We start from the raw sequence: 12789 nt of genomic DNA, 5'->3' as shown, positions 1-12789 counted from the left end.
TCACATGTCCTCTCGGGCATGTCGCCAAAGTCGCGGCTTTGCTACGGTCGGGCTCGCTTCGGGCAGGGGGGTGCCATGGGTCGCGAGGTCACAGTATTCGAGCATGTCAATTTCGCCGGCAAGAGCCAGCTGCTCACCGTCGGTCGCTACGACGTGAAGCAGCTGGCTCTCGGCAACGACGCGCTGAGTTCGCTCAAGGTGCCGGCGGGGATGGAGGCGATCCTTTATGAGGACGCCAAGTTCGGGGGGCGCAAGATCGCGTTCTCGGCCGACACCAGCAACGTCGGCGACTTCAACGACAAGACGTCGAGCATCGAGGTGCGCGAGAAGCCGCCGGCGCGGCTGCCCACCGGGGTCACGCTCTACGTCGACGCGAACTTCGCCGGCAAGAGCGTGACCCTCGGCGTCGGCCACCACAACCTCGCCAAGCTGGGCGTCGGCGACGACGCGATCAGCTCGGTCAAGGTGCCGCAGGGCTGGCGCGTGACCCTGTTCGCCGACGCCGAGGCGCGCGGCTCCTCGGTCTCGTTCGCGGCCGACAGCGCCAACATCGGCCAGCTGAGCGACAAGATCTCGAGCGTGATCGTCGAGCGCGGCGAGGCGTGGGCCGGGGTGGCGCTGTACGAGAACGACCACTTCGGCGGGCGCGAGCAGCGGCTCGCGGAGGGCCGCCACGACGCGGCGGCGCTGCAGTTCAAGGGGGCGATCAGCTCGGTCAAGGTGCCGAAGGGGCTGCAGGTGTCGCTCTACGACCAGGCGGGCTTCGCCGGGCGCAAGCTGGTGCTGACCACCCACGCGACCACGCTCGGCAGCTTCAACGACAAGACGGCCAGCGTGAAGGTCGAGAAGGTCAGCCTGCCCGAGGCCGCGGGGGCGACGATCTACGTCGACGTCAACTTCGCCGGGAAGAGCCAGGTGCTGGCCCCGGGCCGCTACGAGGCGGCGCAGCTCGGCATCGGCGACGAGACCCTGAGCTCGGTGAAGGTGCCCAAGGGGCTGACCGTGACGCTCTACGAGCACTCGGGCTTCCGCGGGCGCAGCGTCAGCTTCACGGCCGACACCAGCAACGTCGGCGACTTCAACGACAAGACGTCGAGCCTGGTGGTGACGAAGGGGATCGTCGCCACGCCGGTGCCGGTGCCCACGCCGCCGAAGCCGGAGGCGCCGAAGCCGGAGACGCCGACGCCCAAGCCGCCCGAGCTCGATCCGCAGGCCGACCTGGCGCGGCTCAAGGATCTGGGCGAGGTCTCGTTCGACCTGTTCTCGCTGCCGTTCACCCTGCCGATCCAGTTCACCGGCGACATCACCGCCTCGGCGTTCGACAAGTCGATCGCCTACAAGGGCGCGGCGACGATCTCGGCGCCGTTCCGCACGTCGGTGAACCCGCTCGAGATCACCGTCTCGAAGGCCGACCCGATCGGCTACGTGTTCAAGTTCGCCACGCCGAAGGGCCTCGACGACCTGATGATCAAGGAGGTCAAGCCGAACCTCCCGGGCGAGCTGTGGACGATCGTCGACGCGGTGGTGATGCCGTTCGTCGAGGCGTACGCGAGCAGCGTGGTCGTGATCGCCAACGACGAGGGCAGCGACGACGACCTCGGCGACTACGTCGACGGCATCACCCTGTTCACGACCGTCAAGGGTGACACGTTCCAGCCGTTCCGCGCGCTGCAGGCGACCTTCCCGGCGCTCGGCCTCGACTCGCGCACGGTGGTGCTGTCGATCGCGTCGCGCCGCGGCGCGCAGCTGCTGTTCAAGGTCCAGGCCGAGCTGCTGCTGAACGTGGCGCTCGGGACCCAGGCGGTGGTGTTCCGCAGCCTGTCGGTCGACGTCGATCGCCAGACGGCGAGCGTGGCCGCCGGCCTGACCGCGACGTTCGAGCTCAACATCGGCAACGAGCAGCTCGAGCTGCGCGGCGGGATCGAGGGGGAGATCGGGCAAGGCGGCAAGGTGACCGTGTGGGGCGCGCTCGATGCCGCCGACGGGGCCTGGAAAGATCCGTTCGGCTTCAAGGGCATCACGATCACCGGCTTCGGCGTGCAGCTCAGCGCGACTGCGACGTTCCCGTTCGTGGCGATCGGCGCGCGCGGCGGGATCCACATCGGCGACGGCCTGCTCGGCGGCGAGATCGGCCTGCTCATCGACCCGGGCACCCCGCAGAACTCGATCCTCCGCATCGAGAGCCCGGAGGGCCTCGACATCCCGCGCCTGATCGGCGCGCTCACCAGCGACGCGATCGACGCCAGCAAGCTGATCGACGTCCAGATCAAGGACCTGCTGATCCACGTCGCGCCCAACGGCGGCACGATCGCCGGCAAGACCTACGACCCGGGCCTCGAGCTCGGCGGCAAGGTCAACCTGTGGGGCTGGAAGGCCGAGCTGTACGGCAAGGTCGACTACGGCAGCGGCGGGGCGCTGAAGGGCAAGCTGGACCCGATCAAGCTGAGCGCCGGCGGGATGGACTTCCTCGCCATCACCGACGTCGCCGGCTCGGGCGGGGCGTCGGTCGACGTCGAGTTCACCGCGTCGCGTCAGGGCGGCGCGATCGACGGCAAGATCGTGCTGGTCGGCGGGCTCTACGCGCAGTCGATCAAGGCCGAGATGTACACGTCGGGCTTCTCGATCGACCTGCAGAGCGGCAACATGGGCATCTACGCCCAGGCCAAGCTCAAGCTGAAGGACGGGGTGTTCGACCTGCGCTACGGGCCGACGATCGGCGTGAAGGTCGACATCGCCGGGCGCTCGGTCGGCCTGACGGTCGGCTGCCAGGTGGCGACGACGATCTCGAAGAGCGCGTTCACGCAGGGTGTGGCCTTCGCGTTCACGATCCTCTACGAGAACAAGACGATCGGCCCGGTGCAGGTGTCGGTGCCGTTCAAGACCGCGGAGGACCTGGCGCAGGAGTTCTCGCGGTGGTTCAAGGACCAGATCCTCGGGCCGGTGCTCGGGGTGCTCAAGGCGGCGGGCGACACCGCGTTCAAGTGGGTCAAGGAGTTCGTCACCCCGGTCGCGCAGGAGGCGGCGAAGTTCTTCCAGGACGTCGGCGCCAAGAGCGAGGACATCGCCAAGGGGCTGGTCAAGACGTTCGGCACCACCGCGGAGCAGGCGGTCAAGTACCTGGGCCTCGGCGCGGACGAGGCGGCGAAGATCCTCAAGAACACGTTCGGCAAGTCGGCCGAGGAGGTCGGCAAGTTCCTCAAGGACGTCGGCGGCTACACCGACAGCGCGGTGAACTCGGCGCTGAAGGGGGCCGGCTACGCGGCCAACGAGGTCGCAGACGTCATGGGCGACATCTTCGGCGGCAGCTGGATCCCCCACGTCGACATCCCCCTGCCGCACGTCGACCACGTCGACGTCCCGGTCATCGGCCACATCGACGACTACTGAGCCATGGGGATCGAGGTCAGGCCGCTGGGGGTGCGCTGCAACATCGGTTGCCAGTACTGCTATCAGAACCCCCAGCGCGACGCCGGCAACGTCGCCCGGCGCTACGACGTGCCCGCGATCCTGCGGGCGCTCGAGGCCGACCCGCGGCCGTTCTCGCTGTTCGGCGGCGAGGCCCTGATGGTCCCGCTGGCCGACCTCGAGCGGCTGTGGGCGTTCGGGTTGGGGCGCCACGGCGGCAACACCGTGCAGACCAACGGCACGCTGATCGGCGAGGACCACGTCGCCGCGTTCAAGCGCTACAAGGTCCGCGTCGGCGTGTCGATCGACGGGCCCGGCGAGCTCAACGACGCCCGCTGGGCCGGCACTCCGGCGCGCACGCGGGAGCTGACCCAAAGGACAGAGGCGGCGATCGCCCGCCTGCTGGCCGAGGGGCTGCCGGTGAGCCTCATCGTCACGCTCCACCGCGGCAACGCGACCGCGGACAAGCTGCCGCGCATGCACGCGTGGCTGACCGACCTGGCCGCGCGCGGGCTGCGGGCGGCCCGGCTGCACACGCTCGAGGTCGACGACCCCGCGGTCGGGGCCCGCTACGCGCTGGACGCCGACGAGAACGTGGCGGCGCTGCGCTCGTTCGCGGCGCTCGAGCGGCAGGTGCCGGCGCTGAAGCTCGACGTGTTCACGGACATGCGGCAGATGCTGCGCGGCCGCGACGCCCGGGCCGGCTGCGTGTTCCGGGCCTGCGACAGCTACACGACCGCGGCCGTGACGGGGATCGAGGGCGACGGCCACAGCAGCAACTGCGGCCGCACCAACAAGGACGGGGTCGACTTCACCAAGGCCGACCGCGCCGGCTACGAGCGCTACGTGGCGCTGCACCGCACGCCGCAGCGCGACGGCGGCTGCAAGGACTGCCGCTTCTTCCTGATGTGCAAGGGCCACTGTCCGGGCACGGCGATCGCCGGCGACTGGCGCAACCGCAGCGAGCACTGCGACGTCCACAAGCGGCTGTTCGTCGACCTCGAGCACGAGCTGCGGGCGGCCGGCGAGCTGCCGCTGTCGCTCCACCCGCTGCGCCCGCGCGTCGAGGCGGCCATGCTGGCGGCGTGGACCCGCGGCGACAACCCGACGGTCGAGTCGGCGCTGCGCGCGGTGATGGCGGAGAAGACATGTTCTGAAGAGCATGTTCTGAAGGACATGCCGCGGTTCGTTCGAGTCTCGTGGGTGAGCGACGCGGCGCGGAGGATCTGGGAGCCGCGGCTCGAGCGGGTCCGGCGTGCCTTGCAGGAGCTGGGGCCGGTCGAAGCGCCGCAGTGCTGCGTCGAAGGAGGACCGCTGCGCGATCCGGTGTGGCGCTGGCGGCCGCCGGCCGGCGAGACGGTGTTGACGTGCGCGCCGCTGCTGTCGCCGCTGCTGGCGCGATTGGGGGTGCGCGTGCTCGACCACGCGGTGTGCTCGCCGACCTGCGCTGCAAGCCTGGCGGCGGCGGAGGAGCGGGTCGTCGCGTTGCGGCTCCGCGACGCAGAGGCCGCGGAATGGCTGCTCGCGATGCTCTCGTGGCCGACCCGCTGGAGCGCGCTGCACGGGATCGCCGAGGTCAAGACGCCCGTGTTCAAGCTGTGTCACGACAGCGAGGATTCGCCGGGTTGCCACGCGTTCGTGCGCGCCGGCGACGGGTGGCCCGAGGCGGGCGCGCAGGGGACCCGGCCGCCGTTCCGCGCGCCGGCGCGGCGGCTGGTGAGCGACGCGCCGCGTCACCTCCGCGGCCTGGCGCACGCGGAGGGGCGCGCGAGGTTGCCGGTGCTGGCGTCGGCGCCGGCGATCGCGTGGGACCGTCTGGCGGCGCCGCAGGACGACGGCCACGACGCTGCGGTGATCGTGCGGCTGGCGGCGGCCCGCTTCCCGCAGCTCGACGCCGCGCGGGCCGAGGCGCTGGCGGCCGCGGAGGTGCGCGTGTGCGACGGCCGCGTGGCGGTGCGTCACGTCGGCGAGCGCTGCCCGCGGGCGCCGGACTACGAGCACGGGCCGCTGGCAGATCCGGGACTCGAGCAGGCGCTGCGGTTGTTGGCGCGCTGGCCGGCGGCGGCGCGGCAGCTGCCGCAGATCGTGCACACGATCAGCCCGATGCGCGCGGCGGCGCGACCGACGGCGCGCTGGCCCGAGCTGCGCGGGTCGGCCAGCACGTCGCAGAGCTCGCAGTTCGGGGTGCTGTGGGTGACGACGCACGACCCGGCAGCGACTGCCCAGGCGCTGGTGCACGAGATGGCCCACAACAAGCTGTTCGCGCTCGGCCTCGAGCTCGAGTCGAGCGCGCGCCTGATCAAAAACCCGCTCGATCGGCTGTACGTCAGCCCCATTCGCACCGACCGCAAGCGGCCGATGTCGGCGGTGTTCCACGCGCAGTACTCGTTCATGCACGTGACTGCGCTCGACGTGGCGATGCTGGCCGGCGAGACCGATCGGGACATGCGCGACTACCTGGCCGGGCTGCTGCGCCGCAACGTCGAGCGCATGGAGGCCGGGCGGCGTGAGATCGCCGAGCACGTCGAGACCGACGCCGACGGGGCGGTGTTCGTGGCGGCGTTCCTCGACTGGACCGCGCAGGTGCTGGAGGCCGGGCATCGCGCGCTCGCGGAGCACGGGCGCGGTGGCTGAGCGGTCGGGCCCGCTGGCGCTGATCGGGCCGCCGGGCGCGGGCAAGACCTGCTGCGCCGAGCATCTGGCCAAGGAGACAGGTCGCGTCGCGCTCGAGGTCGACGCCCGCTGGTGGCCGCACCTGCGCGCGCAGCCGGCGGTCGCGGCGGTCGAGCCGGGCGAGTGGGTGGTCGGCGGCGACGTCGTGCCCGCGCGCCGGCGGGCCTGGCTGCAGGCGGTGCGGGCCCGGCTGGTGGCGGCGCGTGGCGAGCAGGCGGCCGCGCGCGCGCTCGAGGAGGCCAAGGCGGCGGCGATCGTCGATATGGTCCATGGGACAGGTGACGACGCGATCCTCGACTTCGGCGCCGGTCACTCGATCTACGAGCACCTCGATCTGCGGGCGGCGGTCAAGGCGGCGCTGGCGCGGGCGCGGGTGGTCCTGCTGTTGCCGGGCGCGGACGCGGAGGCGGCGGTGGCGACTCTGGGGGCTCGCCTCGCGGCGCAGGGGCGGCCGATCGCGGCCGCGCGGCTGCACGCCTACGTGATGCACCCGTCGAACCACGCGCTGGCCGACGCGACGCTGTACGACGACGGCCGCGAGACCGCGGCCGTCGCCGGGGCGCTGATGGAGCTGGCGGCGCGGCTCAGGGCGTCGGGTCGTACTTGACCTTGTCGATCCCGAGGGTCACGCCGTGCAGGGTGCCGGTGTCGCCGCCGCCGGCGTCGCCGATGCAGACGCGCCAGGTGCCGTTGGCGGTCAGGCCGAGGAAGTCGTCGAGGTCCATGCCCGGGCCGGCGCCGGGGTTGGGGTGGAACTCGCAGGCGATCGGCGGCTGCTCGTTGACACACACGATGTCGCCGGTGTTCGGGAGGGCGGCGCCGATCTGCTCGGCGTCGGTGGCCCCGCCGTTCTTGAACATGAGCGGCATCGACTGGCTGATGTTGGCGTTGTCGCCGCAGCAATCGCCCTGGCCGTCGTTGGCCTCGGCGAGGCCGGGGCGGCTGAGGATGGTGGAGAGGGTGCCGTCGGGGCCCTGGATCTTGATCACCAGGTCGCCGACGAAGGTGTGGTCGGCGGCGACCGTGACGGCGACCGAGCCGACGAAATTGATGCCGTCGTCGGGCACGTCGAGGACGGCGCAGGCCATGCTGGCGAGCGAGGCGTCGTAGCCGTCGTCGGGGATCGGCAAGGCGAGGTTCAGGGCCTCGACGGTCTCGACCTTGTTGGCGCCGGGGCACTGGTTCTTGAACTCGGGCGCCAGGATGTCCTCGCACATCGGGCCGAGGACGGCGAGGATCGCCTCCTGGTCGGTCGCGGCGACGCCGGCGGCCTCCATCGCGGTGACGAGGTCGGCCACCAGCGCGCCGAAGTCGTTGATGTCGATGCCGACGTTGTCGTTGGCGTCGAGCAGGCCGACGTGCACCTCGGCCATGGTCTTGCACGCCGCGCCGGCGCCGACGCCGGGGTCGACGCCGTCCGGGGCGTCGACCTCGAGGCCGTACTTGGTGGGCCCGTCGATGCCGCCGACCTGGCGCGTGAGACAGGTGTTGAGGCGCTCGAAGTCGGTGGCGCCGAAGAAGCCGTTGATGGCGGCGTCGTTGGCGACGTTGTCGACGAACGAGCCGGCCTGGCCCGGGGCGCCGACGAGGCCCTTGATCGCCGGCTTGCGACCGACGCGCTGGTAGACGGTGAGGTCGTTTTTCGCGTCCTCGACGATGTCGGGGGCGAGGTCGCCGAGGGCGGTGAGGATCGCGGTCTTGTCGTCGTCGCTCAGGTCGGGGTGCGCGCCCTGGTGGGCGTCGAGCGCGGTCGAGAAGTCGAGCGCGAAGTCCATGAAGTCGGCGGTCGAGATCCCGAGGCCCGCGTGCGCGGTCTTCATGTCGAGGCAGTCGTACTCGACGCCCGCGCAGCCGGCCACCGCGCCGAGCTGCTTGATCAGACAGGCGCGCAGGTTGCCGGCGTCGACGTCGCTGTTGAGGAAGTAGCCGTTGACCTTGTCGTCGCTCAGCACGACCCCCAGCGCGCCGTCGACCAGCTCGCCCACGCCGGCCTCGCCGCCGAGCCGCTCGCACAGGGTCGCAGGCTCGCCGGTGGTGGTGTCGGTGGTGGTGTCGGTGTCGAGCGTGGTGGTGCCGGTCAGCGGATCGGTCGCCGTCTCCGTGGTGGTCGTCGTCGACGTCGGCTCGACCGTGGTCGAGGAGGTCGGCGGCTCGGTGGTCGGCGCGGCGGTGGTCGTGTCGTCGGTGGTGCCGGTGCTGTCGGTCGTCTCGCTCGCGCTCTCGGTGGTCGCGGTGCCGTCGTCGCCGCATGCGGGCATGAGGACGAGTCCGAGCAAGGCCAGGGTGCAGGGAGTAAGGGAGCGACGCATGGTGCAGCCATTGGAGCCCCATCCGCCGGCGATGAGAAGACGCGTAAACCGCTGCACGCCGCGGAGGTCGCCGGGGAGCCGCCCCGGGAGCGCGCGACCGCGCGCGGCTCGGCAGGTGTCCCATCGGTCAGGTATGTGCATTCTGTCGCGGCCGCAAGCTGGTCGCGGGGCTCGCCCGTGGCGCGGGCTCTACGGTGCGCCGCGGTCGCCGACTCGAGGTACGCGGCCTCCTGGCGGAAGAGACAGGTGGCGGAGACAGCGGCGGGGTGTGCCGGCGGGCTCGTCCTAAGGCGAGCTGTGCGGCGCTTGCGGGGGATGACGTCGGCGAGATCGATCGGTGAAGCGTTCGATGCGCGCAGGCGCGCGTCGCCGATTGCCGCGTCGAGGCAGGAGGTCGCGATGCACGGGCGCTGTCGAAGATCCGGCCGGGCGGTCGCGGGTCGCGGGCGCTTCGAGGAGCTCGACGAGCGGGCGGTCACGGGCCGCGGGTGTTGTCGAGGAGCTCGACGAACAGGGCGGTGATGTTGTCCTTGCCGCCGCACGCGTTGGCGTGGGCGATGGCGGCCGGCGCGGCGTCGCGGGCGTCGAGGTGGAACAGGTCGGTCAAGGTGTCGGCGCTGTCGAGGTACTCGTGCAGGCCGTCGGAGCAGAGCAGCAGGCGGTCGCCGATCTGCAGCGGGAAGGCGAGGATGTCGACCTCGACGAAGTCGTGGAGGCCGATCGCGCGGGTGATCTGACTCTTGCGTCCGCGCGCCTGCTCGGGGCTGACGAGGCCCTGCTTGACCTGCATGTTGAGCAGGGTGTGATCCTCGGTAAGCTGGCGCACGTCGTCGCCCCGCGCGAGGTAGACCCGCGAGTCGCCGACCTGGCCGATGACCGCCAGCTCGCCGGCGACGAGCACGACGGAGGCGGTGGTGCTCATGCCCGAGTAGTTGGCGTCGACCTCGGCCATGCCGTGGACCATGTAGCAGGCGTTCTGCAGCGCGCCGCGGATCAGCGCGCCGAGCCGCGCGACGGTGGCGGGCGTGAGCCACACCTGCGGGCCCGGCAACGGCCGCGCGTGCACGACCATGCGCCGCGCGACCCGGGCCTCGTCGGTCGCGGCGGCGATCTCCGCGGCCTCGCGCTTGACCCACTCCCAGATGATCTCGACGGTCTCCTGCGAGGCGACCTCGCCGAATGCTCGCCCGCCGACGCCGTCGCAGACGATGAAGAGCCCGAGCTGCTCGTCGGCGAGGAAGGCGTCCTCGTTGTGGCTCCGCCGCAAACCAGGGTCGGTCGCGCCGAAGTGCCGGGTTCGCATCCTCGAAGCATACACCCGCGTGCTGGCGCGCACCGAGCTTTCTGAGGCGAAGCCCGGCGCGCGACCGGTCGCCGCGCGCGCCCGTCAGCGCCTGTCCGATCGGCCAGCCGACCGGCGAGCGACCGCGAGGTGTACGATCGCGGCGTGGCGGGTCCTCCAGAATTCACGTGCGAGCTCCTCGGCGCCGATACGCGCCGGCATCGGCTCCTGTCAGGTGGTACGGCGGTGTCCTGGGCCGCGTTCGCGGCCGGTCTGCGCGTAGATCCGGCGCTGCGGTCGGCGCTCACCGAGACGCTGGCGGCGAGCCCGTTCCCGGCGTTCTTCTGGGAGACGCCGGCGGTGTCGGCGACGTCGACGGCGTCGGCGTTCGAGATGGTGGTGGTGTCGGCGCCCCACCTGTCGCGCGCAGAGCCGTCGTCGGCGGCGTTCGCAGAGCACCTGGAGAATGACGAGGGTGCGCAGGTGTGCACGTTCGCCAACCTCGGCGGCGACGCGGTGCTGGTGGTGCCGCGAGCGGCGGCCGAGGACGCTGCGTATGGCCACCTGGCGGCGTTCGTGCGGGCTGGCCCGGCGCGGAAGATCGATGCGCTATGGCAGGCGGTCGGCGCGGCGCTGGAAGCCGCATGGGGCCGGAGTTCGGCGCCGGTGTGGCTGAGCACGTCCGGCAGCGCGGTGCCGTGGCTGCACGTGAGGCTGGACGCGCGGCCGAAATACTACAGTCACGCGCCCTACCGGTCGCGGCCGGTGCCGGGTGTGTAGAGCGGCAGGCGGGGCAATGATGGCAAGGGGGTAGGCGAGGGCGGTGACGCTTGGCGGATAAGGCGGAGCGGAGCAAGGGAGTAGGAGCCGTCGCAGCAAGAGCGTAGAGAGCGTTGGTGCTCGTCAGCGGGCAATCGCGTAGGAGTGGAGCAAGGGCGTAGGAGCCGTCGCAGGTCACGTTCGCTGGTGTCGGTGTGCAGCAAGCGCGTAGCATTGGAGGCAAGTGGGTAGGTCGTCACAACAAGAGCGTAGAGAGCGAGTTCGGGCGGTGTCGGCGAGCAAGCGCGTAGCAGTGGAAGCGAGTGGGTAGGAGGTTGGGCTGTGCGGTTGGCGGATGAGGCGGAGCAAGGGAGTAGGAGCGGTCGCGGCAAGAGTGTAGAGGGGCGTTCGGTGGTGTCGGCGATGAGCGGCAAGCGAGTAGCAATGGAGGCAAGTGGGTAGGTCGTCGGGCTGTGCGCCTCGTGCTCGCCAAGGGCCGATCGTCGATATGAGTGGAGCAAGGGAGTAGAGCGGTCGCGGCAAGAGTGTAGAGGGGCGTTCGATGGTGCCGGCGATACAGCGCTGCCGATCTCCATGAGCAGCAGCTCTACTTGCTTGCTGCATCGGCTCCCGCGCTCGCTCTCCTCGCTTGCGAACTCCATCGAGGCTCGTGCCCCGACGACGACCGCTCGAGGCGGCAGCTTTATCCACTTGCCCAAGAACTACGAGTTTGCTGCTCCGCGCTCGGGCCGTGCAGCTCTCGAACAGCCAACTCTTTCCACACGCTTGCAGCCCACCGATCCCAGCGAGGCGCCCGTTGCGAGGACACTACTTCATTGCTCAACCTTGGGCATGTCCGCCCTGCGAACATGCACCTACCCACTTGCCTCGATTGCTACGCGATTGCTGACACCGAAATCAGCAAACGCGCCCTCTACGCCAGGACGGCTCCTACTCCCTTGCTCCACTCACATCGACGATCGGCCCTTCGCGAGCACGAGCCGCACGACCCAACGACCTACCCACTTGCCTCCGCTGCGACTCGCTTGCCGCTCATCGCCGACACCACCGAACGCCCCTCTACACTCTTGCCGCGACGGCTCCTACTCCATTGCTCCACTCACATCGACGATCGGCCCTTGGCGAGCGAGCCGGCGCCTCCCGGCAGCGACGTCAGCGACGAGCGATCATGCGAGCGCCGCGGTGAACTCTGGGGGCAGGGGGGCGGTGATCGGCTCTTCGCCGGCGATCGCGGCCGAGAGGTCGAGGCGCAGCGCGTGCAGGTACAGGCGATCGGCAGGGTCGCCGCCGTAGAGCTCGTCGCCGAGGATCGGCAGGCCGAGCCAGGCGAGGTGGACGCGGGCCTGGTGGCGACGGCCGGTCAGCAGCTCGAGCGACCACAGCCGGCGCGCACCCGGCGGGCTGTGCGGCTCTACCCGCGTGCGCGCGGGTTGACCGGTGCGGCGGACGGCGACGCGATCTCGCCCGAAGCCGGGGCCGAGCGGGGCTCGGACCTCGACCATGCTGGCGCTCACGGGCGCGAGCCAGGAGTCGGGCGGGGGCGGCCACACATGGTCAAAAGTACATGTCGTAACGGCCATGTAGTGCTTGCCGACGCGGCTGGCGGCGAAGGCGTCGCGCGCGGCGAGGAAGGCGTCGCGGGTGCGCGCGAAGGCGACGACTCCCGAGGTGCCGCGGTCGAGCCGGTGGACGGCGCCGCCCTCGCGGACGTCGAGGCTGGCCGCCGCGCACTCGGGGAAGCGGGCGGCCACGCGATCGGCCAGGGCGGGCGGATCGTCGGGCCGCAGGCGATGGGTGTGCAGGCCGGCCGGCTTGACGACGTAGACGAGGGCGTCGGTGGCAGCGAGCAGCTCGGGACCTTCGACGACCGCGGGCGCGGCCGGAGCTGCGAGCTCGAGGCGCTCGCCGGCGCGGACGCGGTGCGACGGCGGGGCCCGCCGGCCGTCGACCGTGAGCCGCCCGGCCAGCGCGAGCTCCCGCGCGACCCGGCGCGACAGGCCGACGAGGCGCCGGCCGAGGACGACGTCGGCGCGGGCACCGTCGTCCTCGGACTCGGCGACGCAGACGAGGCGGGTGGAGAGGTTGTCGGAGGGCGCGTCTGCGGGACGGGTGGAGAGGTCGTGGCGGTCGGAGGGCGCGTCTGCGGGGCGGGTGGAGAAGTCGTGGCGGTCGGAGAGCGTGCCCGCGGGGGGCGCGGACCGGCCGGCCGTCCTCGTCTCACTCCGCGCGCTGGCCGAATCGGCGTGTTCCACGGTCCTGTTCGTGCCGGCCCTCGAAGCCTGGCCTTTGGGACCTGTCCCCTCCGCCCTGGCCTTTGGGGCCTGGTCCTCGGGACCTGGT

7 protein-coding genes are annotated in these 12789 nt (G+C 71.3%); 4 read left to right on the top strand and 3 right to left on the bottom strand.

Going from position 1 to position 12789, the window contains the following annotated elements:
• Nucleotides 1-75: 75 nt before the first annotated feature.
• The 3 genes from O0S08_RS29980 to O0S08_RS29970 are packed head-to-tail and all read left to right on the top strand — an operon-like array spanning nt 76 to nt 6685.
• Nucleotides 76-3387 carry a beta/gamma crystallin family protein gene (locus O0S08_RS29980; protein ID WP_269032766.1) on the top strand — a complete coding sequence of 1104 codons (3312 nt, stop codon included), beginning with the start codon at nt 76-78 and terminating at the stop codon, nt 3385-3387.
• Between the two features lie 3 nt (nt 3388-3390).
• Nucleotides 3391-6039, top strand: a complete 2649-nt coding sequence (locus tag O0S08_RS29975; RefSeq protein ID WP_269032765.1) for an aKG-HExxH-type peptide beta-hydroxylase — start codon at nt 3391-3393, stop codon at nt 6037-6039.
• The gene (locus O0S08_RS29970) at nt 6032-6685 is read left to right on the top strand and encodes an AAA family ATPase (protein ID WP_269032764.1); all 654 of its coding nucleotides are present in this window, start codon (nt 6032-6034) and stop codon (nt 6683-6685) included. Before O0S08_RS29975 ends, O0S08_RS29970 begins: the two co-directional genes overlap by 8 nt.
• Here O0S08_RS29970 and O0S08_RS29965 read toward each other — a convergent pair.
• Complete coding sequence (locus O0S08_RS29965) at nt 6663-8387, bottom strand: proprotein convertase P-domain-containing protein (protein WP_269032763.1); 1725 nt, start codon at nt 8385-8387, stop codon at nt 6663-6665. The genes O0S08_RS29970 and O0S08_RS29965 overlap by 23 nt on opposite strands.
• A 475-nt stretch (nt 8388-8862) precedes the next feature.
• Nucleotides 8863-9690 carry a PP2C family protein-serine/threonine phosphatase gene (locus tag O0S08_RS29960; protein ID WP_269032762.1) on the bottom strand — a complete coding sequence of 276 codons (828 nt, stop codon included), beginning with the start codon at nt 9688-9690 and terminating at the stop codon, nt 8863-8865.
• A 225-nt stretch (nt 9691-9915) separates the two neighbouring features.
• On the opposite strand from O0S08_RS29960, the gene O0S08_RS29955 reads away from it, so the two are divergent.
• Entirely contained in the window at nt 9916-10449 is a 534-nt protein-coding gene (locus O0S08_RS29955) for a DUF6940 family protein (RefSeq protein WP_269032761.1), read from the top strand.
• A 1166-nt stretch (nt 10450-11615) separates the two neighbouring features.
• Here the strand turns inward: O0S08_RS29955 and O0S08_RS29950 are convergent.
• On the bottom strand, nt 11616-12701 hold the full coding sequence (locus O0S08_RS29950) for an RluA family pseudouridine synthase (protein ID WP_269032760.1): 1086 nt from the start codon (nt 12699-12701) through the stop codon (nt 11616-11618).
• Nucleotides 12702-12789 lie beyond the last annotated feature (88 nt).

The sequence above is a fragment of the Nannocystis punicea genome, assembly GCF_026965555.1.
GTDB classification, from domain to species: domain Bacteria; phylum Myxococcota_A; class Polyangia; order Nannocystales; family Nannocystaceae; genus Nannocystis; species Nannocystis punicea.
Note: the sequence above shows the minus strand (reverse complement) of the source record. Positions and strands in the feature narration are given on the sequence as shown.

Bases quoted from the DNA above. Each gene is read 5' to 3' on its own strand.
- O0S08_RS29975 (WP_269032765.1), top strand. From the start codon at position 3,391: ATGGGGATCGAGGTCAGGCCGCTGGGGGTGCGCTGCAACATCGGTTGC.
- O0S08_RS29980 (WP_269032766.1), top strand. From the start codon at position 76: ATGGGTCGCGAGGTCACAGTATTCGAGCATGTCAATTTCGCCGGCAAG.
- O0S08_RS29965 (WP_269032763.1), bottom strand. From the start codon at position 8,387: ATGCGTCGCTCCCTTACTCCCTGCACCCTGGCCTTGCTCGGACTCGTC.
- O0S08_RS29960 (WP_269032762.1), bottom strand. From the start codon at position 9,690: ATGCGAACCCGGCACTTCGGCGCGACCGACCCTGGTTTGCGGCGGAGC.